This window comes from Vibrio sp. 661 (assembly GCF_033339315.1).
Taxonomy (GTDB): Bacteria; Pseudomonadota; Gammaproteobacteria; order Enterobacterales; family Vibrionaceae; genus Vibrio; species Vibrio alginolyticus.
The window spans coordinates 298,456-321,922 of the sequence record NZ_JAWOUJ010000001.1; the positions used below are offsets into that span (position 1 = coordinate 298,456).

Annotated in this window: 24 protein-coding genes; 11 read left to right on the forward strand and 13 right to left on the reverse strand. The window is 45.8% G+C overall.

The features are described from left to right. Positions 1-116 precede the first annotated feature (116 nt). Both R7P69_RS01305 and R7P69_RS01310 read left to right on the forward strand, forming a co-directional pair. Positions 117-770: an oxygen-insensitive NAD(P)H-dependent nitroreductase NfsB gene (locus tag R7P69_RS01305; RefSeq protein ID WP_005374924.1), complete on the forward strand. Its 654-nt coding sequence runs from the start codon at positions 117-119 to the stop codon at positions 768-770. Between the two features lie 69 nt (positions 771-839). Continuing rightward, positions 840-1,130 (forward strand): putative quinol monooxygenase, encoded by a 291-nt coding sequence (locus tag R7P69_RS01310; RefSeq protein WP_005374925.1) that lies wholly within the window; start codon positions 840-842, stop codon positions 1,128-1,130. Here the strand turns inward: R7P69_RS01310 and R7P69_RS01315 are convergent. Next, positions 1,127-2,050: a LysR family transcriptional regulator gene (locus R7P69_RS01315; protein ID WP_025768616.1), complete on the reverse strand. Its 924-nt coding sequence runs from the start codon at positions 2,048-2,050 to the stop codon at positions 1,127-1,129. The two genes, R7P69_RS01310 and R7P69_RS01315, sit on opposite strands and share 4 nt — an antisense overlap. A 132-nt stretch (positions 2,051-2,182) precedes the next feature. Here R7P69_RS01315 and R7P69_RS01320 point away from each other — a divergent pair, with 132 nt between their 5' ends. Continuing rightward, positions 2,183-2,401: a VF530 family DNA-binding protein gene (locus R7P69_RS01320; protein WP_005374929.1), complete on the forward strand. Its 219-nt coding sequence runs from the start codon at positions 2,183-2,185 to the stop codon at positions 2,399-2,401. A 1,485-nt stretch (positions 2,402-3,886) separates the two neighbouring features. On the opposite strand, the gene R7P69_RS01325 is transcribed toward R7P69_RS01320, so the two are convergent. Next, positions 3,887-4,339 (reverse strand): acyl-CoA thioesterase, encoded by a 453-nt coding sequence (locus tag R7P69_RS01325; protein ID WP_005374933.1) that lies wholly within the window; start codon positions 4,337-4,339, stop codon positions 3,887-3,889. A 210-nt stretch (positions 4,340-4,549) separates the two neighbouring features. Here R7P69_RS01325 and R7P69_RS01330 point away from each other — a divergent pair, with 210 nt between their 5' ends. Both R7P69_RS01330 and R7P69_RS01335 read left to right on the forward strand, forming a co-directional pair. Beyond that, the gene (locus R7P69_RS01330) at positions 4,550-5,314 is read left to right on the forward strand and encodes a ferredoxin--NADP reductase (protein WP_005374935.1); all 765 of its coding nucleotides are present in this window, start codon (positions 4,550-4,552) and stop codon (positions 5,312-5,314) included. Between the two features lie 180 nt (positions 5,315-5,494). Then, a complete protein-coding gene (locus R7P69_RS01335; protein ID WP_005374936.1) occupies positions 5,495-5,941 on the forward strand; it encodes an RDD family protein in 447 nt (148 codons plus the stop codon). A gap of 59 nt (positions 5,942-6,000) precedes the next feature. On the opposite strand, the gene R7P69_RS01340 is transcribed toward R7P69_RS01335, so the two are convergent. The 10 genes from R7P69_RS01340 to R7P69_RS01385 all read right to left on the reverse strand — a co-directional run bounded on the left by R7P69_RS01340 (position 6,001) and on the right by R7P69_RS01385 (position 17,200). Continuing rightward, on the reverse strand, positions 6,001-6,672 hold the full coding sequence (locus R7P69_RS01340) for a DUF2057 domain-containing protein (protein ID WP_017634411.1): 672 nt from the start codon (positions 6,670-6,672) through the stop codon (positions 6,001-6,003). Between the two features lie 216 nt (positions 6,673-6,888). Further along, positions 6,889-8,037 (reverse strand): AI-2E family transporter, encoded by a 1,149-nt coding sequence (locus R7P69_RS01345; protein WP_017634412.1) that lies wholly within the window; start codon positions 8,035-8,037, stop codon positions 6,889-6,891. Next, on the reverse strand, positions 8,030-8,716 hold the full coding sequence (locus R7P69_RS01350) for a potassium channel family protein (protein ID WP_017634413.1): 687 nt from the start codon (positions 8,714-8,716) through the stop codon (positions 8,030-8,032). Before R7P69_RS01350 ends, R7P69_RS01345 begins: the two co-directional genes overlap by 8 nt. 16 nt (positions 8,717-8,732) lie before the next feature. Further along, positions 8,733-9,623 carry an HlyD family secretion protein gene (locus R7P69_RS01355; RefSeq protein WP_053350008.1) on the reverse strand — a complete coding sequence of 297 codons (891 nt, stop codon included), beginning with the start codon at positions 9,621-9,623 and terminating at the stop codon, positions 8,733-8,735. 12 nt (positions 9,624-9,635) lie between these two features. Then, complete coding sequence (locus R7P69_RS01360) at positions 9,636-9,839, reverse strand: DUF1656 domain-containing protein (RefSeq protein WP_005374946.1); 204 nt, start codon at positions 9,837-9,839, stop codon at positions 9,636-9,638. Next, on the reverse strand, positions 9,839-11,482 hold the full coding sequence (locus R7P69_RS01365; protein WP_170893950.1) for a TolC family protein: 1,644 nt from the start codon (positions 11,480-11,482) through the stop codon (positions 9,839-9,841). Before R7P69_RS01365 ends, R7P69_RS01360 begins: the two co-directional genes overlap by 1 nt. Before the next feature lie 10 nt (positions 11,483-11,492). After that, entirely contained in the window at positions 11,493-13,667 is a 2,175-nt protein-coding gene (locus R7P69_RS01370; protein ID WP_318121233.1) for an FUSC family protein, read from the reverse strand. 388 nt (positions 13,668-14,055) lie between these two features. Further along, a complete protein-coding gene (locus R7P69_RS01375) occupies positions 14,056-14,925 on the reverse strand; it encodes a DMT family transporter (RefSeq protein WP_238952443.1) in 870 nt (289 codons plus the stop codon). 141 nt (positions 14,926-15,066) lie between these two features. Continuing rightward, positions 15,067-16,035 carry an HTH-type transcriptional regulator YidZ gene (yidZ, locus tag R7P69_RS01380; protein WP_238952444.1) on the reverse strand — a complete coding sequence of 323 codons (969 nt, stop codon included), beginning with the start codon at positions 16,033-16,035 and terminating at the stop codon, positions 15,067-15,069. Next, positions 16,010-17,200, reverse strand: a complete 1,191-nt coding sequence (locus tag R7P69_RS01385) for an MFS transporter (protein ID WP_238952445.1) — start codon at positions 17,198-17,200, stop codon at positions 16,010-16,012. Before R7P69_RS01385 ends, yidZ begins: the two co-directional genes overlap by 26 nt. Positions 17,201-17,332: 132 nt before the next feature. Here R7P69_RS01385 and R7P69_RS01390 point away from each other — a divergent pair, with 132 nt between their 5' ends. Both R7P69_RS01390 and R7P69_RS01395 read left to right on the forward strand, forming a co-directional pair. Beyond that, entirely contained in the window at positions 17,333-17,803 is a 471-nt protein-coding gene (locus tag R7P69_RS01390) for a GNAT family N-acetyltransferase (RefSeq protein ID WP_054865785.1), read from the forward strand. 24 nt (positions 17,804-17,827) lie between these two features. Beyond that, the gene (locus R7P69_RS01395; protein WP_033906688.1) at positions 17,828-18,286 is read left to right on the forward strand and encodes a GNAT family N-acetyltransferase; all 459 of its coding nucleotides are present in this window, start codon (positions 17,828-17,830) and stop codon (positions 18,284-18,286) included. Between the two features lie 34 nt (positions 18,287-18,320). Here the strand turns inward: R7P69_RS01395 and R7P69_RS01400 are convergent, their stop codons facing one another. Continuing rightward, entirely contained in the window at positions 18,321-18,833 is a 513-nt protein-coding gene (locus R7P69_RS01400; RefSeq protein WP_005374970.1) for a DUF2799 domain-containing protein, read from the reverse strand. A gap of 259 nt (positions 18,834-19,092) precedes the next feature. On the opposite strand from R7P69_RS01400, the gene R7P69_RS01405 reads away from it, so the two are divergent. From R7P69_RS01405 to R7P69_RS01420, 4 genes are all read left to right on the forward strand, one after another. Next, positions 19,093-19,803, forward strand: a complete 711-nt coding sequence (locus R7P69_RS01405; RefSeq protein WP_182016018.1) for a response regulator — start codon at positions 19,093-19,095, stop codon at positions 19,801-19,803. After that, positions 19,803-21,245 (forward strand): two-component system sensor histidine kinase CreC, encoded by a 1,443-nt coding sequence (gene creC / locus R7P69_RS01410; RefSeq protein ID WP_238952793.1) that lies wholly within the window; start codon positions 19,803-19,805, stop codon positions 21,243-21,245. The genes R7P69_RS01405 and creC overlap by 1 nt, the downstream gene beginning before the upstream one ends. 75 nt (positions 21,246-21,320) lie before the next feature. Beyond that, entirely contained in the window at positions 21,321-22,661 is a 1,341-nt protein-coding gene (gene creD, locus R7P69_RS01415) for a cell envelope integrity protein CreD (RefSeq protein ID WP_238952447.1), read from the forward strand. Beyond that, positions 22,648-23,076, forward strand: a complete 429-nt coding sequence (locus tag R7P69_RS01420; protein WP_053303880.1) for a DUF2809 domain-containing protein — start codon at positions 22,648-22,650, stop codon at positions 23,074-23,076. The genes creD and R7P69_RS01420 overlap by 14 nt, the downstream gene beginning before the upstream one ends. Positions 23,077-23,467 lie beyond the last annotated feature (391 nt).

Below are 23,467 nucleotides of genomic sequence, written 5' to 3' on the forward strand. Positions count from 1 at the left end.
CTTATCGTTTTATTTTCAAATTTATTTTGAAAATGTTTTTAATCGAAATCGGTTTTTCCCTTTATCTCATGAGGTTATGCTGTTACACAGCTTAAATTCATTAATTGGAGAACCTCATGGATATCGTACAAGCTGCAAAATCTCGTTACTCAACGAAAGTGTTTGACCCAACGCGCAAGCTACCTCAAGAAAAAATCGACGCAGTTAAAGAGCTGATTCGTTTTAGTCCATCGAGTGTGAACTCCCAGCCTTGGCATTTCATTCTGGCAAGCACAGAAGAAGGCAAGCAGCGCATCGCTAAAGCGGCGCAAGAGAATTACGCGTTTAACGCGGCGAAGATTCTCAACGCTTCTCACGTATTGGTGTTTTGTGCAAAAACAGGCATTGATAACGACTACATTGAAGCGCTAATGGTGCAAGAAGAAAAAGATGGTCGATTCCCAACTGAAGAAGCGAAAGCGGCTGTGCGCGGTGGTCGTAGCTACTTTGTGAACATGCACCGTTTTGATTTGAAAGATGCAAACCATTGGATGGAGAAACAAGTTTACCTCAACGTGGGTACGTTGCTGTTGGGTGCTTCGACGTTAGAAATCGATGCAGTACCAATTGAAGGGTTTGATCCAAAAGTGCTGGATGAAGAATTTGGCTTGCGTGAAAAAGGTTATACCAGTGTTGTGATCGTGCCGCTTGGCTACCACGCGGAAGATGACTTCAACGCGAAAACGCCAAAGTCTCGCTGGGACGCAGAAACCGTATTCACCGAGATCTAATTCGAGCTTACTTACAGGTGACGTAGAACCCCGTAATCAATATATAAATCGCAAAAGAGTGATAAAACGATGATCCACTTAGTCGCAGAAGTGAAAGCCTATCCAGATAGTAAGGATCAGGTGGTGAATTTGCTTGCTGGTTTACTAGAGCCAACTCGTAAAGAAGAAGGCTGTTGCCAATACGAGTTGTATCTCGACGAAAAAGTTGATGGCCTATTTATGTTCCAAGAAATCTGGGCATCGCAAGAGGCCTTGGATAAGCATTTGCAAAGCCCGCATATGGCGACGTTTCTTGAAACATTGGAAGAGAATGATTGGGTTGAATATACCCAGATTCGTCCTCTTCGATTTATCGCCTAATGACAGAAGGTTGCCAGCACGTTGGCGCGTTGCTGGCAGCATTTTTGTTGGATAAAGTCGCGGAAAGTCCGAATCGTTGGCGTCAATAATCGACGATCGGCACATACCATGTAGAGCGGCACTGGGCCGCAATCCCACTCTGGTAACACTCGCACCAATCTTCCCTCGATTAAGTCTCGGCTAATGTCCATCAATGATTTATTCGCAATGCCTTTGCCTTTGATCGCTAACCGGTGTGGCAAGTCACTATCGTTGCTCAACAAGTTACCGCTGACCACGATTTGTTCTTTCTCGCTGCCACGCGTGAGCGTCCATTTGTTGTAGACCGAATCCGCGACCATGTAGCACAAGCAATTGTGTTGCGTTAAATCGGCAGGAGAGGTGAGTTCTGGATGTGTAGCTACGTACTCTGGCGATGCACATAATATCCGTTCGTTTGACCCACACAATGCCAATACGACCAGATTGGAGTCGGCCGGTTCGCCGTAGCGAATCGCAATATCGACAGGCTTGGTATACATATCCGTCAAGCTATCGGACAGCTCTAGTTTAATGGAAACATTTGGGTAGAGATCGATGAACTCATCCACCCAATCGAGCAACATATTGCGACCAAAATCGGAGGGTGCAGTAATGTGCAGCTGACCAGATAACTCGCCACGCGCGCTTGAGATCTGATCCAACCCCTCTTGCAATGTTGCCAACGCTTGCGTGGTTTTGTCTAAAAACAGTTCGCCCTCTGAGGTTAAACGCAGGCTTCGGGTGGAACGCACAAACAACGGGAAACCGATTTGCCCTTCAAGACGCTTAATCGATGCGCTAATGGCGGCAGGTGTCATGTCCATGCTGTTAGCGGCTTTTGAAAAGCTGCCTTGGCGCGCGGTTTCGACAAAAATATTGAGGTCGTTGAGGGCTTTCATTGTGAAAAGGGCTTTTAAGAAGTTTGGGCTACTATAGGGGAGAGTCGTAGGCCAATTCAAGGTTAAAACATTAGGTTGCACGGCGAGTTTGAGTTAGATTAGCGCGCAACTTCACTTTACCGGATCAATAGCATGAGTCAACAGCAGCCGAATAACCCACTTCACGGGTTGAGTTTAGAGAAAATCGTCACCCGACTAGTTGAACACTTTGGTTGGAATGGCATGTATGAGCGCGTTCGTGTGAACTGTTTCAAGAAAGATCCTTCAATCAAATCGTCGCTGAAGTTCCTGCGTAAAACGCAATGGGCCAGAGATAAGGTGGAAGCGCTGTACATCGAGACGTTCTGCTAACCGCTCTATGGTCTGCAGCAGCGGTAAGTAGATTCTTAGTCTCGCTTTGGCTCGCTAGAATGACGCAGCTTTTCTTATCGCGTAGGTTGGAAGAGTCGCTCCACTGATACGTCCAAAGTGATTTTCCGGATGGTCACTTAGGCTTATCTGGAATCGCTTTTTTAGATGGTTTTGTAGAGGTCATAGTCAAACTCGAACTGTTATTCTGAACCGAGAGGAACGAGCGTGATTCAGAATTTACCCTCAGATTGTATTGAGTTTATTCATGGCTCTATGGTCTGTAGCAAGCGGTAAGTAGATTCTTAGTCTCGCTTTGGCTCGCTAGAATGACGCCACTTTTCTTATCGCGTAGGCTAGAAGAGTCGCTCTGCTGTTATGTTTAAAGCGTGATTCAGAATCTACCCTCAGATTGTATTGAGTTTATTCATAGCTCTATGGCCTGCAGAAGCGGTAAGTAGATTCTTAGTCTCGCTATGGCTCGCTAGAATGACGCAGCTTTTCTTATCGCGTAGGTTGGAAGAGTCGCTCCACTGATACGTCCAAAGTGATTTTCCGGATGGTCACTTAGGCTTATCTGGAATCGCTTTTTTAGATGGTTTTGTAGAGGTCATAGTCAAACTCGAACTGTTATTCTGAACCGAGAGGAACGAGCGTGATTCAGAATTTACCCTCAGATTGTATTGAGTTTATTCATGGCTCTATGGTCTGTAGCAAGCGGCAAGTAGATTCTTAGTCTCACTTTGGCTCGCTAGAATGACGCAGCTTTTCTTATCGCGTAGGCTGAAAGAGTCGCTCTGCTGATGCGTCTAAAGCGAGATTCCGGATGGTCACATAGGTTTATCTGGAATCGCTTTTTTAGATGGTTTTGTAGAGGTCAGAGCCAAACTCGAATCGTCATTCTGAACCGCGAGGAACGAGCGTGATTCAGAATCTACTCTCAGATTGTATTGAGTTTATTCATGGCTTTATGGTTTGCAGCAAGCGGTAAGTAGATTCTTAGTCTCGCTATGGCTCGCTAGAATGACGTAGCTTTTCTTATCGCGTAGGCTGGCAGAGTCGCGCTGCTGATGCGTCTCAAGCGAGATTCCGGATGGTCACTTAGGCTTGTCTGGAATCGCTTTTTTAGATGGCTTTGTAGAACTCAGAGCCAAACTCGAACTGTTATTCTGAACAGCGAGGAACGAGCGTGATTCAGAATCTACTCTCAGATTGTATTGAGTTTATTCATGGCTTTATGGTCTGCAGCAAGCGGTAAGTAGATTCTTAGTCTCGCTATGGCTCGCTAGAATGACGTAGCTTTCTTATCGCGTAGGCTGGAAGAGTCGCGCTGCTGTTACGTTTAGCGAGGTTTCGAATGATTCACTTAGGCTCATTAGAATGACTCTAGTTTTCTTATTGCGTAAGTTGGAATGGTACCTCAGCATCATTCCCGATAGCGATGAAGGAGCGCTGTCGGGAACCTCGCCTTTAATCTCTCGTTTCTTGCTACTCCAAATGATGCGTACTACCCACGGTTCCTTCCAAGTCTAAAATCGACTGGCGAACGTGATCTGGAATCGCAGCTTTAACGTTGTTCTTAAAATCAAACATCACACCAGTGGCGGTCGCGATGGTCGCAATTTTCCCCCACTTCTTACTCAGCACTTGGTACTCCATTGTGATGCGATCTTCTTGCATGTCGATTACGCGAGAACCGACTAATAGCGTGTCTGGGTAAGTAACAGGCAATTTGTAGCGGCATTGAGTCTCGCTCAGTACTGGCCCAATTTGCGAGGTCTGCAGGTCGACCAGCAGGTTAATTTTGTTGAAGTAATCTAAACGTGCGGTCTCGAAATAGCGAAAATAGACCACGTTATTAACGTGTTGCAGAGCATCCATTTCACCCCATGCGACTTTTATCTCTGTGATAACGGGAAAGTCCTTTAACAGTGTGTCCATTTCTATTGCTCCTTTTTCATCTGCTTTGCCACAAATTGCGACGCGACTTATCACTTTGAGCATTTATTCTAGATGTAATCATTTAATATGTAATAAAATTGTTTTTAAAATGTGAAATGAAATAGTGGTTTGATTATGTAAACTAGAAACTTTACATAATCGAGTTGAAGGCGTAAGTTTAACTAAGAGTAACCAGATAGGAGGTGTCTCATGATTGAACTCAAAGGTTTCAACCTCGCAAGAGTTGAGAAACGCATTGATTGGACAGGTGAGCTGTTCAGTTTGAGAATATCTGGCGCGCCTCTTTCATTTAAAGCTGGCCAATTCACCAAGCTTGCTTTGCTTGATGATGAAGGTAAGCCGATCAGCCGTGCTTACTCTGTGGTTAATGCGCCAAGCGAGCAATTCGATTGGTTGGAATTTCTAATAGTAGCCGACCCTCAAGGACAACTTTCTCCACGGCTCCAAAAGCTTAAATCTGGTGATAGCATTTATGTCGGTGCCACCGCACATGGCGATTTAATCCATGACTCTATTCCTAAACAGGCTCATGACCTGTGGCTGCTATCTACAGGTACGGGGATTGGACCGTTTTTGTCGCTGCTGGATGATATAAACCTACCGCCTCACAATGAGCGCATTGTGCTGGTTCATGCCGTTCGTTTCGAAAAAGATCTGGTTTATAAATACCTTATTGAACAGCTTCAGCAACGATATGAAGGCCGATTAAAGTATATACCGATAGTCAGCAGGGAAGTGGTTGACGGTAAATTACAAGGCCGAATTCCTGAACTCATCGAATCGGGTTTACTGTCCAACGCCGCTGATGCGCCATTCTCAGCTCAGCGTAGCTTTGTCATGATGTGTGGGAATCCACAAATGATCAAAGATACCGTGCCCGTTTTACAAGAGCTAGGCTTGGAAAAGTATCGCCATCAAACTGGGGGAAATATCATTTACGAACGTTACTGGTAGCGTTTTGTTAAATTGATACGGTTATGCTCAAGATGTAATGATTACTTTTGAGATACGATCGCGATTTAGTATGTTCTTAGTTGAATATTATGTTGGCAATACCTAAACTGCGCTCACCATTGCGCGTCTGTACACTCAGTCATTCTCGCTTAACCAATTACATTGAGGTGACTGAAGTCCATGTATGCTTTTATCGCGAGCAAGCAACAGAGAATCATTGCTGGTTTTATCGACCTGCTCTTTGCGATGGTGGTCGTGTTAATCATCGCATTGAGTATTAACTCTTTTCTTAACGACTTTCAGCTCTCTTTAGCAGATAACCTCACGCTTGTTCGTGAAACTCAGGCGTTTTACTTGCTTTCTTTACCAACGGTTTTAATGATCAACTGGAATGCATTGAGTCATGGGCAAACCATTGGTATGCGCATGATTGGTATTAAAGTTGTAATGAAAAATGATAGTAAGGCAACGAAAGTTACAGCAGGGTTAAGGCTTGTTATTAGCTACTTGCTGGAGATGCTCATTCCGGGGATCCCGTTGGTAAATTTGGCATTGTTGTTCTTTCATCCGGAGCGACGATTGTTGCATGACTTGATCGCCAATACTAAAGTTGTCCAAGCTTCCTAATTTTTGATCAAAAAAGCCACGTGAAGTGGCTTTTATAATATCGATAAAGTTAACCAGATTTACTGTTGATTAACATATTTCTTAAAGCGAGCTTTGGTTTCTGCGTCTGCTTTTTGGTACCAGAAGTGCAGCATCTCTTCAGCTGTCGAATCCGCTTTAACCGCAGTTGCTCTCACTTGCTTCATATCCGCAGGAACCTTTGCAGGAAGCGTGACTGGCTGCATGGTTGCTGCGCCAGCAAAAGCCACGGCTGCTGCACCGCCAGCTTGGTTATAATCTTCGATTTCACGTACGTAATCACGACCGATTTGCATACCCGGTTTGAGCAACTTGTCCTGGTCAACCGCGATTGCGTTGCCAGAATCATCAACCAGTTTCCAATCTAAGTCTTTGATCTTCTCTTCCGCATCACGTAGGTTGCGGTATTCTGGCATTTGTAGAGTGAGTTCGGCATTGGTCGCGTCAAATCGTGTAACGATAACATCGCTTTCAACACTTAAACGGTCATTACCTTGGTTGAAGTAAGGGGCGAAACGAAATACGACTTGGTTAAGGCCATCAGGTAACGTCAGTGTTCTTTCAGAGGCGAAAAAACCACCCGAAAGATCTGCTTTTTCACCGTTAGCCGCTAATACTGAAACGTTGTCAGGAACACTCACGGTTACATCTGCGAATGCCATGCCACTCATTGCGAGAGCAAGCGCACAAGTTAAAGGCTTGATCAATTTCATTGTTTTTATCCTAAGCAAATTAGTGGTCATCGAGAGTGCATCGTTCATTGCCCGATTGCAACTCCCAAGTGTAATAAGTATGAAAATTTAACAAGAACGTCATTTTTATCGCATTTATTACGACGAAACTGTGATCCAAATAGAATCAAACCGCTGAAATTCAGCGGTTTGATATTATAAGTTATAGATTAAATTTCTTTCTAACTTATTGATTTATTATATGCCTGCACCATGTCCAGGTTCTGATTGGTCATCAGAAGCGTCTTGTTGTTCTGCCATTTCTTCTTGCTGTTGTGCTTTCTCAATGCTCAACCACCAAACAAATAACTCATACCAAATTGCTAGGATAACGGCACCTAAGAACAGACCAACGATGCCGTAGAAAAGCATACCACCGATGGCACCGAGCAGAATCACAGGCATTGGCACGTCGACGCCACGTCCCATCAACATTGGTTTGAACAGGTTTTCAGAAAGAGCCGCAACTACGACCCAAACAGTAAACATGGTTGCTGTTGAGGTGTCTTGGGTCATGTACATGAAGCCAATCACAGGTAGCACAGCGAGCAACGCCGGGAGCTGAGCGATACATAAGATCATTAGAAGCAGTGTGAGTAAACCTGCTGCCGGAACGCCAAATACGAAGAAACCAGCACCGATCAACAGTGCTTGAATCGCCGCTACACCGACTACGCCAAGCAGTACGCTTTTAATTGTCGCTGCGATAAGCGTGGTCCAGCTTTTTGCGTTTTCACCTGCGGTTCGAATCGCGATGGTTCTTAAGCCTGATGCCGCAGATTCAGAGTACGTCATGAAACCTGCTGCAATCGCAAGTGACAAGATTGAAAGCAGTAAACTTCCCAATACGCCCCCCAGTGTACCCAGTAAAGATGTGAGTCCTGCCTTTATTTGTGGCATAAAGGTTTGAATCGCTTGCTCAAGATTAGTAGCGAATAGGGTCCACACTTCGTAGAGCTTATCACCCACGATAGGCCAATCCGCTACGGAAGCTTTTGGCCCTGGTATTTTCACTTGTCCATTTTGTAGTACTTCAAGCGCGTGCGTTGCACCATCCACAATGGAGCCTGATACCATAACAAGTGGCGTGACAAGGAGGGCAATACCAAGTAAAGCAATGGTTGTGGCTGCCAAGCCTCTACGACCACCATATACACGCTGCAATTTTTGGGTAAGCGGCATTAAAGCGACGGCTATAATAGCGCCCCAAATAACCGGAAGGATGAAGGGTTTGATGATGTCGTACGTAAACATCAGCAAGACAAAGATCAAGCCAATGCGTATTGCCGATTCCACCATATTACTGATGAAAAGCTTACTGTCGATTTTTACCGATTGTTTATCCATTTTTGTTTACCTGATGATCAATGTTAGAACTGACGAGACTTGAAACAACAATCGCCATATAAAAAACACCTGTGATGGCCTCTAAATACACCACGACTTGAGCCAGTGGTGTTAGAGGACTAATGTCGCCATAACCGAGCGTGGTTAAGGTAACGAAACTGAAATACGCTGCATTGGAGAAGTTCTGCCCCCAAGAAATCGCTTCCATACCGGTAAAGGCTTCAGGCGAAAACTCAAGCAGAATGAGGTAGGCAATCGCCCACATCAGACCAAGCAGCAAGAAAAGCGCGACCGAGCCAATGACTTTGTTGCTGTTGACATGGCCGGTGAAAAGAATCTGTCTTGCGATGGATTTAAAAGTGCCGAAAAAGAACGCAAAGGTGAGGGCAAGCATCACCACATTCATCTCTCTGATGTCGAAAACGGTCTTGATCACAATCACAAGAACCCAAACACCAAACAGGCTATAGAGGAAACGAGACCAGGTTTTGTCAAAGCGAAGGCTCGCAAAACAGACGATAAACGTCAGAACCGTGAAAGCCTGAAGTATGTGTTCAATCGTCCCTTCACCTACGACTTGTGCCATCGCACTCCCTAGCAACAAAATCACTAGTGCTAAGGTTAGATAGAAGAAGTTGTTTTCTTCATTAATATTTTTGAGGTTTTTACCAATGACCATGGCTCTTCTCACTTAGTTATTGTTCACTTTCTGCGGATGACTCTTTCATCACCATGATGGACGCAGAAAGCCCGAATCGAAGATCAACATCTTCAGGAAGTTCTTGTAGGGAGATTCGCACCGGAATACGTTGTGCTAGGCGAATCCACTGAAAAACAGGGTTTACGTTTGGAAGAAGGTTGTAGCCGACCGTGCCGTCTTTGGGCGCAATCCCCCAACCAATCGAGTCAACCGTCGCGTCAATTGGCGTGTCTGGGTGTGACATCAAAGTGACACGCGCTTGGCTGCCAGGTTCGATTTGCGCAAGTTGGTTTTCACGGAAGAAACCAAATACCCAAAAGCTGTTTTTGTCGATCAGTGCGAGCAGTGGTTGGTTTGCGACCGCTTGCGTACCGTTTCTAATATCGAGGTTAGATACAAAACCATCGACGGTCGCGTAAACTTTGGTAAAGCTGAGGTTAAGGCGTGCTGATTTTAGTTGCTCTTCTGCAGATTTGATTTGCAGTAGCGATTCTTCGTAAGCGATTTCACGACGAATCAGATCCTTATGAGAAACTGCGCCACGGTCTTTGGCACGAATGTCTTTTAAGCGGTCATATTCGATTTTTTTACCGCGAGAGCTAACAATGGAGCGCTCCAGTGCTACTTCGGCTTGAGATAACGCAACCTGGTAAGTCGCAGGGTCGATTTCAAACAGTAAATCCCCCATTTTTACTTCTTGGTTGTCTTGCACCGCGACATTTACAATTGGGCCTGATACGCGAGGAGCCACTTTGATGACGTTAGCACGCACTTGTCCATCTCGTGTCCATGGGTTATTAAAGTATTCCTCAAACTTTTGATAGCCGAGCCAAGCTGCGCCACCAAGAATGACAAGATTGAGTGCGATTACGAATAGTTTTTTCATCTTGTTTGGCACCTAAAATTGAATATAAAAGCTGTCGATGGCCACCACATAACCGACCATGATGGCAATAAACGTCAGAGACGGAAAAGCGATGAAGCGAGACAAACGTGTCTTGTTCAATATCATCACTGTTATCCACGTGGCCGTGACGGCGAGAAAGAGCACCAGTAACGTGGGAGAAAAGTAAACGTCTCCCCAAGAAAGTTCATGAGGCATTAGAGATCCTCCGTTTTGTTTTCATCACTGGTCTCAGCCGGAGTTTCGAGGCGCAAAGGCGGCAATACGCGGTTTTCTTCATTTAAATAACCATCCCAGTCAGTTCGTTCTGTCATTTGCTTGGCAATAGATTCACTGAGGAAGGGTTTGCCTGTTTGGGTTTGCCAGCCTCCACCGAGGGCTTTATAGAGTGCGACAACTTGGTTCGCAACATTACCTTTGATCGTTGCGTAGCTGTCTTCTGCGCGGGTCATTTTTTCTACCGAGTTAAGCAGACGTTCGAATGAAATTTGTCCGTTTTCGTACTGTGTCATGGATATGTTGAACGCACGAATGGAAGAGTTGACCGATTGCAAGCGTAAATCTTTTTGCTGCAAATACAGGTCATACGCTTCGATTGCATTGGTGACTTCATTAACGGCTTGCAGTACCTTTTTGTTGTAGTTCGTCAGCGTTTCTTGGAAGCGAGCATCTTCGAAACGAATATTATTTTTCACGCGTCCGTATTGAAAAATATTCCAACTGAACGTTGGGCCAACCACCATGGTGAGCGAATCGCTAAAACTGAAACTGCTACCATCGGGAACCGTACTGTCGATACCGATGGAACCGAACAACGAAAAGCTTGGGTACAGAGCGGTTTCTGCCACGCCAATCTGCGCACTTTGCGCGCGAGCTTGCATCTCAGAGACTTGCAAATCCGGACGTCGCATCACTAAGTTAGCATTCACTTGCGTATCCAAAAGCGGTGGACGTGGCACAATGGAACGCTCGTCGGTACCCGATAGCGCCGATTTTCTGCCCGTCGATTTGAACTGGGCTTCGTACTCAGCGATTTGCTTGTGCATCCCATCCGACTGTAGCAGTCGATCTACTTCTTCTGGTAACAGACCCAGTAGCAAAGCCAACACAGTACGTGATTGCTTCATTGCCACTTCGAGGCTCGGTAACGCTGCTTTGGTGGTGTAGAGTTGGTTTTTAGCTTGTTGAACGTCCAATTCTGTAACGTTGCCAGAGTCGAACTGCACCTGAGTAATACGTACGACACGCTCTTGAATCTCTATGTTGCGGCGAGACAGCAAAATACGTTCTTGGAATGTGCGATAGTTGATGTAATTGCGCGCCACTTCGGCGGTTATGGTGACCATGATGTCGTGATACGATGCGATGGATGCGTAGTAACCCGCTTCTGCCGACTCAATACCGCGAGCATACTTGCCCCAAACATCCATTTCCCAAGCAGCATCAAACGACAAAGTGGCGTTATTCACGCCCTGATCATTTACGTAGGCACGCGCTAGGTTTCCTGACACGGTTTGAACTTGTGGGTATTGCAAGCCAGTCGAAATACCAAGCAATGAACGTGCTTGGACAATTCGTAGCCCTGCGGCTTCTAAATCGAGGTTTTGTTTGCTCGCCAACTCAACCAGCTGATTAAGAGTCGAGTCATTAAATTGCTGCCACCATTGTTGTAGCTGTTGCTCTGATTGCTGCGTATCTTTGGCTGCTTTTTGCACCGACCAGTCACTTGGCAGTGGCGCCTGCTTTGGATGAACATAATCTGGTCCTACCGTGGTACACGCACTGAGTCCGAGCAAAGAAAGTATGGCGAGGCTTGGTTTGGTTAGTTTTGGAAGCATCATATCCCCACCTTTAAAAACGCTTCTGTTGTAAGTTCACCCAATCGATATCCTCGTAGGTTTGCTTGCAATGCTTGATTGCTTCGAACACGTTCCGTTTTAAATTCAGCAAGATATAAAAACCGGCTATCTCTGAATAAGCGTAGTCAGATAAATCCAGCTCACTAAAAAAATCTTCCAGTTTATCTTCGAATGTTTGGTAATCTTGACTGTATTGGTCGAATACGGAGTCGAGTTCTTGTGTTGCTTGATGGCTGGCTAAAGCGCCCGCCATCAAAGGAATGATGGAATCGCGGTGCTGTTGGCGAAGCTGAGTAATTAGTGGATTGGTCATCAACTTTTTCTCGGCGGCCATTAAGATGTTGATGTGATTACTGAGTACATCACACGCTTTGCTAAACGCGCCAATCGCTTCTGGCGTGGTTTTATCAAAGTGTTTGTGGTTGATTTTCGAACCCCAGACTTTGAGCTTTTTCGATGAGACATTGAGCGTCACCAAGTGTAAGGCCCGTTTGAGCGGCGTAATAACCGAGCTAGACTGCTGTTGATAGGTAGTGAACAGCTCTCGGGTATGTCGGAAGTAGCGTTCTTTTATGGTCAAAAAGAGGTGTTCTGGTCGTGAGCTAAACGGGAAGTAGTGCGCGAAAATAATCATGAACACCACCATGTAGAACAACAGCATGATCGTCATGAGGATCCCGAAGTGATAAAACATGTTGTTGTCTAAACCAAGAACAAACAAGCCAATCATATAGAAAATCGTCATTGGCCCGTTAAACAGATAAAAGCCGATAAAGGTGTAGATAAAGATGAACAGGCCAAGTTCTAACCCGAGATCCAATTGCGGAAGAATGAAGACGTAAGAAGGTACCGCGAACAAGAAGCCGAAAGTGAACAGCACAAGCAACAAAATTGGGTGCACAGGCACGAACGACAGCAAAGACATAAACATGGTCGAGAAGACCACGAACGAGTAGCCGCCTGGTGGATTGAAATAAATCCAAATCAGTCCTGCAACCCAATAGGTAACAAAGGTTTTGACCGCAGTTTTAAAGTTTTCTGCGTCCCACCATAGAAACTTGCCTTTCGGTTTCGGCAGTGGCACGTCAAAGGAGACATTGTTCGTCACAGAGTCAATACAGCTAATGCTCTCCGCTAAACGCGACAAGTTTTGATGCATCAGTTCCAACAGGTGACCAAGCGTAAGCGCAGAGCCTTTCTCTAGGTGAGCTGCGTCTTCTAGCAACGCTTGGTTGTATTTGACTTTGAATTCCTGAGCACGATAAGCGGGTTCTTTTTTTTCCCAGACTTGTTGGCAGGTATCAAATAGCGCGTCAATTTCCGCCACGGCTTGATCAAAGTTGCTGATGCTTTCACGGTCTTGCTGGTGGCTAAAGTGGCTGTGCGCCGCAATGGTCAATTGTTGCGTTACTTGCTTGTTCAAATGAACCGCCAAGCGCCACTCTTTCATGTAGGCCGACACGTCGCTGCATTCCACACTGACTGTGGCAAAACGCTGTTCGAGCGCATTTTGGGCGGCAAACATCTGTTCGATGAGAGTGTCCACGCTAGGTTGTGGCTCTTCAGCTTCTGGATTTTCTTCTCCGCCTTCTTGAGGAGAGATTTGCCCTGCCGATTTTTGCTCGAAATTTTGCAAGATAGCGGTGAACAACGCGCGTTGTGCTTGGTTGAGTTGTTCGATGAGCTGTCTTAGGTTTTGTTCTGTTTTGGTCGGGAATAAGAAAGTCCCCACGAGTGTGTAAACCACCACCCCAAACACCGTCATATAGGCGCGGTCAACGCCATAAAGAAACGCACCTTCTGCGTCACCGCCATTGGACATCATCAACGTCATCACGCCGGTCAGCATGAGTAGCGTAGGATCTTTTTGATAGGCATTACGGAAGTAAAAAATGAATGAGACCACAACCGACACGCTCAACATGTACAGCAAGCGGTCTTGAGCAAACAATCCCACCAGTAACAAGCCAACGACGGCGCCAACCAACGTACCGAACACGCGTAAGGTACCTTTGGCGAGGGATTCACGACGACTGCCTGTGGATGCAATCAGCATCACTGTGGTTGCGGCCGTCGATGCTTGCGGCCAACCCATGGCAAACGGGATCAGATAAGCCAGAGTCAGGCTAAGCGATACTTTAATAGCGAATTTTATTTTGTCGTTCATAGTGTCAAAGTTTGCTCAGGCTTATCGTTATAAGTTGATGAATTTCTTATATGAATAATCAGAATCTTGTTCTGAATAAATTCGGGGGGCGGAATATAGCGGGTGAAAAAGTGTGCTTTGTAAACCCTTTGTCAAAACAAAAAGTGCGTATTTGGCTTGATCTCGTGCTAGCCCTTGGCGTTATTGGTGAAACGCCTAAAACGAGCAAATTCGCGATCTGTGATGATTCTCACTTTTGAAACAAAATCGTTGCATTGTGTGAGCCAATGCTCACCTTATATTCTTCGCCTGGTACCAAAGCAGACCACTTATACCATCTGCAATGAGCTTTACTGCTTTAAAAAGCATAGATGATGAATGGGTATTTGAGAGGGAAAGTTATTACTTTTTATCGGCTTGCTGATTGTTCGTTTGTTTTTTTGGATCGAGATAAAAAAACCGAAGCGATCCCACCAAGAATGATGCCGCTGGTTAAAAGAGTGTGCAGTGAAAGAGGCTCGTGGAGTACGATGCTGCCGAGTAGCAAAGCAATGGCTGGCACGGAAAGTTGGCTGACGGCGGCTTGAAGTAAAGAGAGCTTACGCATGACTTGATACCAAAGTGTATACCCAAGGCCAGATGCAATGGCACCAGATGCGATAGCGAGCAACACTCCGCTCAAAGAAAGGTGGATTGAGGACAAGATTAATGGCGAAAGGAGCACGCCAATTATTGATGCAGCGATGAATCCCCACGTGATCCCACTACTTGGAGAAGGCGCTTGTTTACCGAGCGCAGTAAACGCAGCCCAACAAACGCCAGAAATCAACATGAGAAGTGCAGAGCTAATATCGGGGCGAGTGGCAGATGGCAACATCAACCAAACAAATCCAACAATTGAAAGGCCGATACCGATGATTTCGAGAAACTGAAAGCGCTCACCTTGCAACCAATAGATCGCCAGTAATGTAAGTTGCACGGCACCAAACAAAAGCAAAGCACCAGTTCCTGTCGCCAGTTGTAAGTACGCGAAAGAGAAAAGGGCAGCGTAACCAAATAACGCCACGCCAGCAAAAAAGCGAAAGCGAGAAGTTGGCCGATCGGTTTTCCACTGACCTCTCACGACAAGCATTGCGATTAAGGTAATCGCGCCAGATATCAATCGAACGAGCGTGAAGCTTCCTGCATCAATTAACCCTTCTGCCAAGGCAAGTCGGCACAATAATGAATTGGCAGCGAACGCCAGCATTGCAATGGCAGTGAGTAAAAAGGTCGACATCCTTGATCCTTAGCGTGTAAATGAACAGCTAGTGTAGATCCAAAAGAACATTTTTATTAGTTGATAAAGTGATTAGTTATAGCTATCAGAGCAAGAAAGTCATTAAAAATAACCAGAGAAAACCTGACCTTAGCCAGAGTCTTACTGTGGTTGGGAAGGTTGTTTGTACAATGACTTAATGGTGTTTTTTAACCATAGCAATTTGGGATTGTACGCATTGCGTTTATGCCAAATCATGGTAAATGGAATCAGTAACTTGTCTTGTTGAGCTTGGTCTAACGGAATTGGCAAGCACACCAAATCGAGATGCAGCTTTTCTATGTAACTTCTGCAATAGTGCGGCGCGGTGGTGATCATGTCATGCGTCGGCTGCGCTGCCATAAAAAGGGATTGCTCAAAGTTGGACATCGTCAGCCCGATAGAGCGCTGTAGCCCTAGTTCCGTTAATACTTCATCCAACGCCCAAGTTTCACTTTTTTCCCAAACAATATTGATGTGTTGGTAGCTCAGAAAGGTCTCGAGATTCCACTCTTGCTGTAATGCCGGATGATCTTTATGTAAATACACCATCGGCAGGTCATAAAATAGAGTCTCAAAATCCAAGAAATACGGCAGAAGATCCAACGACTCTTTCGATCTCGGGTGACTTTCTCGGCCGGTAAAACCGATATCCGCCTCGCCTCGAATGATAGCGTCGAGTGAATCGTAATCCCAGTTACTGGTTTTTACTTTCGCTTCAGGGTATCGCTGGTGGATAGCGACGATGAGTCTGTCCAGCACTGTGAGCACTAATGGCGACTCAATCGTGATATCAAAACGCACTCCTTTAGGCGTAATATCGCTGCGTTTTTCTGCAATTTGGCTGCCAATTTGCAGCCATTCTGCAAGATCTTGCTCCATGCTTTGCGCCAAAGGCGTTGGTGCAAGACCTTTAGGTGTTTTGACAAACAAAGGATCATCGAACCAATGACGAAGTTTGTTGAGCGACTTACTTACGGTAGAGGGCGTAACGTTCAGCTTTTTCGAGGCTTTCGAGACGCTTTGCTCTTGCAACAATAATTGCAGAGTGAACAGTAAGTTTAAATCAAGTCGCGCTAGGGATTTCTTCATAATGGGTATCGTGAACAGGCTTTGGAATCAATAGTATTAGAGCAAGGCTGATTACGCTACCTAGCACTAAGATAAACACCAACATATTCAGTGCAGTAACGCCGATGAAACCCATAAACCAAATATAGAACGCGGAACTACAAACTTGAGCAATGCCCAGTAACGAGCTTGCCACGCCAGCTTGTTGAGAGAATGGGCTGAGCGCTTGACTCATGGCCACGCCAAAGCCAATCGAGAAGCCAGCGCAAATCAGCCCAAATCCGAATAAGTAAAATGGGATTCCCCATTGGTTTAGATGAGCAAAACCAATCACCATCGCCGCACTGACAAGCAAGGTTTGCGAAGTCAGCATCAGAGTGCGTTGCTTAAAGTAGGACAAAGCCAATGGCGCAGAGAAAGAAGTGATCATACTTACGAGCGCAGTGCCTGCCATGACAGAAGAATAGCCGCCACGATCAAAACCAAGTTCGCCCATCACCAGCATTGGAGAGACATTCACGTAGGTAAGAATGGTGGTCACGCCGATGGCCGTAATGATGAGTCGGCTGATGAAAAAGCGCTCCGCGAACGTTTCTTGGGTAGAAGCTGAAGTGGTGCTTTGTTGTGGCAATGCACTAGGCTTTGATTCTTTTAGCACCAAGGTCGAAAGCAAACAAACCACCACACCCATGCCTGCCATTGTGGTGAATAGGCTTGGCCAAGGGAATTTGAGCATAATGAGATGGCCGACAACGGGGGCGATGACAGGAATGATGCAGGTAATGCCGTTAAGCATCGACAGCACCTTAGCGCGGCGTTTGTCATCCAATGTGTCGCGCAAAATAGCAAAAGCAACCACATAGCAAGAGCCTGCCCCAATACCTTGGGCAAAACGTGCGATTAAAAACGTATTGGATTGTTCTGCCATTCCGCCAAGCAATGATGCTGCAATAAAAATGGCTGCACCTACCATCGCTACGGGTTTACGGCCAACAGAGTCGGCGATCTTACCTGCAAACAACATCGTGGTAGCCATGCCAGCTAAATAGATCGAAAACGCAATATGCAACTGAGATTCACTGGCGTTGAGATCTGACGCAATTTGAGGCAAACCAACAAGATACAAATCAATGGCAGTAGGGTAGAGTAAGACGAGTGCAAAACTGCAAAGTAAAAAACGGGACATGGAAACCTCTCTATCGAATGGGGAGGATAATAGAGTGCTAAACGTTTGCCTGCGAGTGGGAAATACGACACCAGGTATTTCTATTTACGACATACCCTGTATGAATTGAGCATAAAAACAACAAGGAAGATTATGATTACCATTGAAAAGTATTCGCCTGAGCGACATGAACAAACTTGCGAACTTAGCGTGCTAGAAGAGCAATCGCAGTTTACGGTCGCGGATGTGGGTGAAATGCTTACACGTCTTGAACCCACAGAGCTTCCGCACCTGATTCTGGCGGACGATGACGTGGTTGGCTTTTTTCTATTTGATGCAGCTTACAGCGAGAAATACGATTTTTGCCCGAAAAACAGTTTAGGCGTGCGTGCTTTGCTGGTGGATCACCGTCATCAAGGCAAAGGCATCGCCAAGCGAGCCATTCAACAGTTTGCCGATTTCGCCAAACGCCATTATCCCGAGTTTGATGCGCTTTATCTCACCGTGAATTGCCGCAACATACCCGCTTATCAGTGCTATTTAAAATCAGGGTTTGAAGATACCAATGAGCTTTACCACGGCGGCCCAGTTGGACCGCAGCACATTATGAGACAGCCGCTTTAGCTAGGAAAAACCAAGGATGGAAAGATGAGGATTGAAATCGACAATTTAGAACGGCCGCAAGTGATAGCGATGTTGGAAGGACATTTACAGGACATGTACGCCACGTCACCACCAGAAAGCGTGCATGCGTTAGATTTAGATAAGCTCAAAGCGCCAGAAGTGACATTTTGGACCGGATGGAAAGGTGAGCAACTGCTTGGGTGTGCGGCGATTAAAGAGTTGGATGACCAACACGCGGAGCTGAAATCCATGCGCACCACGCCTACGGCAAGAAACCAAGGTGTGGCATCTCAATTATTGATTCATGTGATTGAGCAAGCGAAGCAAAAAGGTTTGCAGCGCTTGAGTTTAGAAACGGGCTCGATGGAGTTTTTTAAACCAGCGCGCCTGTTGTATGAAAAGCATGGCTTTGTGTACTGCGAGCCGTTCGGGGATTACGAACTCGATCCGAACAGTCAATTCATGACCCTAGAACTGAGCTAGGGCCATGAATTTTTAGAAGCTAAATCCAATCGATTTAGAAATTCAGATTCAAGTTGATGGTTGGCGACAAGAGGCTTGAACGCTCGTCAGCCAATCGCTTTCTCTTCTCTTTCAGTCTCTTGGCATTGTCTTTGTCTGGATTGCCATCAAGCTGATTATCGATGACCGAGATTTCAGTATCGATTTGTTGGATGCGTTGCTGGCGTTGATATTCTTGATGACCTAACTGGTAGTTCTCAATAAACTCTTTGCTGCTGCATACACCGTAATATTCTTTGCCTTCGATACCGACAGTGTACCCATTGTCTGGTGAGCAATATTGGATAGTGCCTTTATCAAAGCCTTCTTTCCATTTCGCTCGGTCGGGTGTCACACCCGCTTCACCACAGTCTTCGGTATAGCTATTGATAATGTTTGGATCGTTGCCATCTCGGCCATCTTGATAACCTACGTTGTACCAGTTTGCCGTTTTGCACTCATCCGGAGACATGCTGGCGCAACCTGAGAGCAAAGTCAGTAAAGCCAGGGGGATTAGCGCTCTTTTCATCAGTGACTGTCCTTTAAATAAAATCGAATTGATAACTTGAGTTTAAAATGAACACTGTTCATATCAATGGTTGAAATCATTGTATTCACAATTGTGGTGACTCATTAATCTAAGTGATAAATTTATTATGCTGAATAGATGTGTGTTTGATTAGTATTATCCACGAACTGCGCCTTTGCTGCATCAATCCACTAGCCTTGGCCCCAAATTAAGTGATAATACCAACATAAAGATAAACACCGTCAATGAGGCTAAGACATTGAGCGAACAACCCACCGTCCTTATTATCGAGGATGAATCTGCTATCGCAGAGAACCTGATTCATGTATTAGAGATGGATGGCTACCACGCAGAGTGGTTTGCAACAGCAGGAGAGGGCTTAGCTTTTTTGCAGCACAACTCCGCAGCGTTACTTGTCTTAGACGTAGGCTTACCGGATGGCAATGGCTTTGAATTATGCAAAACCATCCGTGAGTTTTCTGATATTCCCATAATCTTTCTCACCGCAAGAAGCGATGAAATTGACCGCGTAGTCGGTTTGGAAATTGGCGCGGATGATTACGTGACTAAGCCATTTAGCCCGCGCGAAATGTTGGCTCGCATTAAACTTAGAATCAAAGCTAAAGCGCCAATGATGGAGGACAAACCAGAGCCTGTAGCTGTTCCAGAACAACCTCATTTGAACCATGATTTAGTTGCGCAGAACTTCGACTACGGTGTTGGCGGGCAAATGCTTGGGCTGACCGCGGTGGAGTTCAAGATCCTCGATAAACTGATTTCTGTCTCTTCCAATGTATTGAGTCGAGAGCAACTTATGATCGCGGCAGACATGGCGCCAGAGGCTGCATATGAGCGTAATATCGATACCCATATCAAAGCCATTCGCAATAAGTTGAAGCCGTTTGAGATGTCTGAACGCATCTGTACCAAACGTGGCTTTGGTTACTTTTACTGCATTAAAGGTGAATGATGAATCGCTGGCCGAAGATCCCGCTTGGACTCAGACTGTTTTTTCTCTACTTCATCTTAGTCGGGATGACGGCTTACATGGTGAGCAAAACGGTTGTCCAAGAACTTAAGCCAACCGTGCGCCAAACCACTGAAGAGACGCTAGTGGATATGGCGAACTTACTCGCGGTATTGGCGGAAGAAGACGTCGCGAATGACAAGTTGTCTGAGAGTCGCTTCTCCAAACTATTAGCGGCTTATGGGCAGCGAGAACCTCAAGCGCGCATTTGGGAAATTGGCAAAAAAGCGATTAACCATCGAATTTACATCACCGATAAACAAGGGATTGTGATTGCGGATTCTTGGCAGCAAGACGTAGGCAAAGACTACTCGCAATGGAACGATGTTTATCTCACGTTGCGCGGTCAATACGGCGCACGCAGTACCATCGAAGACCCGAAAGATCCGCTCTCAACCGTTATGCACGTTGCTGCGCCCATTTACCACAAAGGCGAAATCATTGGCAGCGTGACGGTGGCAAAATCCAATCGCTCAGTACAACCCTTCATCGATCTGTCTAAACGCAATGTGTTGTTTTGGATGGTGTGGATGAGTGGTTTAGTGCTTTTGGCAGGGGCATTGTTTGCTTGGCGAATTCACTCGGCACTGAACAAGCTAGAAGATTACGCAACCAAAATGGGTGAAGGCGAAAAGGTTTCTAAGCCGACATTTCGTATCTTTTATGAGTACGGCACGCTAAGCGACGCATTAGAGAAAATGCGCAACCAGCTCGATGGCAAACAGTATGTGGAAGAGTACGTACAGACGCTGACTCATGAGCTGAAAAGTCCGTTATCATCGATTAAAGGCGCGAGTGAAATATTGCAAATGCCGTTGCCTGAAGAAAAGGTCACGCGCTTTGCTAGCAACATTGAGCGAGAAAGCGATCGCATGCAGTCATTGATTGATAAGTTGCTCGAACTGGCTCGTCTTGAAAAGCGCCCTGAACTAGAACAAGTCGAAGCTATCTCGCTAAAACAAATGGTCAATGAAGTGGTTGAATCGGCGGATGCGCGTTTGAGTGCTAAGTCGGTGATTGCCAACATCCAAATTGATGACCACCAAGCCGTGCTTGGTGATGCCTTCTTACTGAAACAAGCCGTTTTTAACCTGATGGACAATGCGCTGGATTTTGTTGATTCAGAGGGATGCATTGAATGGAAAGCTGAGGTCACGAAAGAGAAGGTATGCTTGTCGATTTTCAATTCAGGTCCTCACATTCCTGACTATGCGATGCCTCGTTTGACCGAGCGCTTTTATTCCCTCGCTCGGGAAAATGGCGTTAAGAGCACTGGGCTCGGGCTTAATTTTGTTGAGCAAGTGATCAAGCTGCACAAAGGTCAGTTGCAAGTCGAAAACGTCGATTCTGGCGTGAAAGTGACCCTGATTTTACCAACTCCATAGAAACTCCACATTAGCTCCATTCGTTCTCCAAATTGCTGATTTAGATTACTCCCATCAGCAAATGGAGAATGAAACATGAAAAAGATCCTCAATAACCAACTCGGCACGAAGTTCGCCTTCGTGCTGTTTTTGTTTGTCTTATTGCAAATCCCGCTTTCAATGGTCACAGGGCTGATCTCAGAGCGCTCATATCGCCAAGATGAAGTCAGAAACGACATCGCACGCAGCAGCAGCGGCGAGCAGCGCATCATTGGTCCATTCATCATGGTTAACTACACCGAAACCAGTTACCGAGATGACAAAGTACAGATTAAAGAGCGCCGTAAATTCCTTCTACCCAGCACTTTTGATATGAGCGCGAATCTGGACAGTTTTGAAAAGTACCGAGGCATATACCGTGCGCGTTTATACAAAGCACAAGTGGCACTGAAAGGCACTTTCGATGCAGACGATCTCGCGGCGTTGCAGGGGCTTGATATTGACAACATGAGCCTAGTGGTTGGCATTGAAGATAGCCGCGGATTAATTCGTTTGGATGACATGACCATGGAGAGTGCTAACATCGAAGTCGCACCGGGAACGGGGTTAAATCAGTTACCACAAGGCTTCCACAGTGATCTGACACTTGCAGACCTAAACCCAGCACAACCTTTGGCTTTCGATCTTAACTTCTTGCTGCAAGGGATGGGGCAGCTTCAAGTCACACCAATCGGCAGTCAAACAACGGTTGAGCTCTCTTCAACATGGGCTCATCCAAGCTTTATCGGTGATTACTTACCAGTGTCGTCAGAGGTATCCGAAGATGGATTTAATGCACAGTGGGCGAGCAATAATTTCTCTACCAATATCGCGCAGCTGTTCCAAAGCTGTTTGTCATCGAAACACGCTTGTCACGAGCTTGAACAGCGACAAATGGGCGTAGATTTAATTGACCCCGTTGATCACTATTTGAAGTCTCACCGAGCTGTGAACTATTCACTGTTGGTTATCACATTAGTATTTGCGAGTTTCTTCTTACTGGAGTTGTTCCAAGCGCGTCCGGTTCACCCAGTGCAATACGGCTTTATTGGTCTGGCTTTAGCGCTTTTCTATCTGTTGTTGATTTCGATGAGTGAACACCTCGGCTTTAACTGGGCGTATGTGGTGTCGGCAATCGCCTCGACGGGACTTTTAAGTGTGTACGTGAGCGGTATGTTGAGCAACACCAAGCACGGCGCGGTATTCGGAGCGTGTTTGCTCACTCTCTACGGATTACTGTTTGGCTTGCTACAAGCAGAAAGCTACGCATTGGTTATGGGGACATTGCTGTGTTTCGCGATTTTGAGCTTCACTATGGTTATTACACGCAACATCGACTGGTACGCACGAAATAAGAAAGCGGAAGAAAGCGCAAAGGCGAATCATGAAGATGTTTAAACGAGCAATTCTCACTGGGCAGCCAAGCAATATGGTGGAAGAAACGTCTGCTATCCGCCTGCAATTTTCTGCAAAAAATGGACTCAAAAGCTTGGTGTGTTTTATCGCATTGGTCGTTATCGCGCTCTATGTTCGAGACAGCTTTATTCGTCCGACAGTTGGTGATGTTCTCGTTGTGGTTTGGCTCTACTACTTTCTTGCAAGCTTGTTCTCCATGCCCGTTAACTGGCTGGTTTCACTGGTGGTGTTGATTGCGTTTGCTGTTGAGTTAGGGCAATTGTTACAGGTCGCGGTTTGGCTTGGTATCGAATCTTCATCGCCTCTGGCTGTGATTTTGGGCGCCACATTTGATTGGAAAGATCTGCTGGCATACTGCATCGGGGGTCTACTGTGTTGGTGGATGGAAAAGAAATGAAAACCGAGATGAAAGCCATTGCGCTACCAAACCGACTCCGCCATTCCAAACGAGGTATTCGTAAAAGGATCAAAATCAGTTTACTAAAGCGCGTGTACCTTTGGTCACTGACCAATAGAGAACTACTGTAGCGCTACTTCTCTATCTGAAATACAAAAGGGAATCTTAACTCACCGGCGCACAGGGTGAGTTAAGATTCCCTTTATTAATAGGGTCTATTGAGCTTTCAAGCTGATTTTTGCAGCTGTTTGTGGGTAATTTATATAAGGCAGAGACATTTGAAATGTAGTTGGTGTAACTGATAAGCCGGTAATGAAGTAGAAATGAACCACAAACGCTGCCCGAAGGGTTCGGCTAAAAGCGTTTTACTCTTTGTTGAGAGGTAATTGCT

Coding starts and splice junctions, on each gene's coding strand:
- R7P69_RS01305 (WP_005374924.1), top strand. CDS start 117: ATGGATATCGTACAAGCTGCAAAATCTCGTTACTCAACGAAAGTGTTT.
- R7P69_RS01420 (WP_053303880.1), top strand. CDS start 22,648: ATGAAGATGTTTAAACGAGCAATTCTCACTGGGCAGCCAAGCAATATG.
- R7P69_RS01375 (WP_238952443.1), bottom strand. CDS start 14,925: ATGTCGACCTTTTTACTCACTGCCATTGCAATGCTGGCGTTCGCTGCC.
- R7P69_RS01395 (WP_033906688.1), top strand. CDS start 17,828: ATGAGGATTGAAATCGACAATTTAGAACGGCCGCAAGTGATAGCGATG.
- R7P69_RS01390 (WP_054865785.1), top strand. CDS start 17,333: ATGATTACCATTGAAAAGTATTCGCCTGAGCGACATGAACAAACTTGC.
- R7P69_RS01370 (WP_318121233.1), bottom strand. CDS start 13,667: ATGAACGACAAAATAAAATTCGCTATTAAAGTATCGCTTAGCCTGACT.
- R7P69_RS01365 (WP_170893950.1), bottom strand. CDS start 11,482: ATGATGCTTCCAAAACTAACCAAACCAAGCCTCGCCATACTTTCTTTG.
- R7P69_RS01340 (WP_017634411.1), bottom strand. CDS start 6,672: ATGAAATTGATCAAGCCTTTAACTTGTGCGCTTGCTCTCGCAATGAGT.
- creD (WP_238952447.1), top strand. CDS start 21,321: ATGAAAAAGATCCTCAATAACCAACTCGGCACGAAGTTCGCCTTCGTG.
- creC (WP_238952793.1), top strand. CDS start 19,803: ATGAATCGCTGGCCGAAGATCCCGCTTGGACTCAGACTGTTTTTTCTC.
- R7P69_RS01385 (WP_238952445.1), bottom strand. CDS start 17,200: ATGTCCCGTTTTTTACTTTGCAGTTTTGCACTCGTCTTACTCTACCCT.
- R7P69_RS01350 (WP_017634413.1), bottom strand. CDS start 8,716: ATGGTCATTGGTAAAAACCTCAAAAATATTAATGAAGAAAACAACTTC.
- R7P69_RS01400 (WP_005374970.1), bottom strand. CDS start 18,833: ATGAAAAGAGCGCTAATCCCCCTGGCTTTACTGACTTTGCTCTCAGGT.
- R7P69_RS01355 (WP_053350008.1), bottom strand. CDS start 9,623: ATGAAAAAACTATTCGTAATCGCACTCAATCTTGTCATTCTTGGTGGC.
- R7P69_RS01310 (WP_005374925.1), top strand. CDS start 840: ATGATCCACTTAGTCGCAGAAGTGAAAGCCTATCCAGATAGTAAGGAT.
- R7P69_RS01325 (WP_005374933.1), bottom strand. CDS start 4,339: ATGGACACACTGTTAAAGGACTTTCCCGTTATCACAGAGATAAAAGTC.
- R7P69_RS01320 (WP_005374929.1), top strand. CDS start 2,183: ATGAGTCAACAGCAGCCGAATAACCCACTTCACGGGTTGAGTTTAGAG.
- yidZ (WP_238952444.1), bottom strand. CDS start 16,035: ATGAAGAAATCCCTAGCGCGACTTGATTTAAACTTACTGTTCACTCTG.
- R7P69_RS01335 (WP_005374936.1), top strand. CDS start 5,495: ATGTATGCTTTTATCGCGAGCAAGCAACAGAGAATCATTGCTGGTTTT.
- R7P69_RS01330 (WP_005374935.1), top strand. CDS start 4,550: ATGATTGAACTCAAAGGTTTCAACCTCGCAAGAGTTGAGAAACGCATT.
- R7P69_RS01345 (WP_017634412.1), bottom strand. CDS start 8,037: ATGGATAAACAATCGGTAAAAATCGACAGTAAGCTTTTCATCAGTAAT.
- R7P69_RS01315 (WP_025768616.1), bottom strand. CDS start 2,050: ATGAAAGCCCTCAACGACCTCAATATTTTTGTCGAAACCGCGCGCCAA.
- R7P69_RS01360 (WP_005374946.1), bottom strand. CDS start 9,839: ATGCCTCATGAACTTTCTTGGGGAGACGTTTACTTTTCTCCCACGTTA.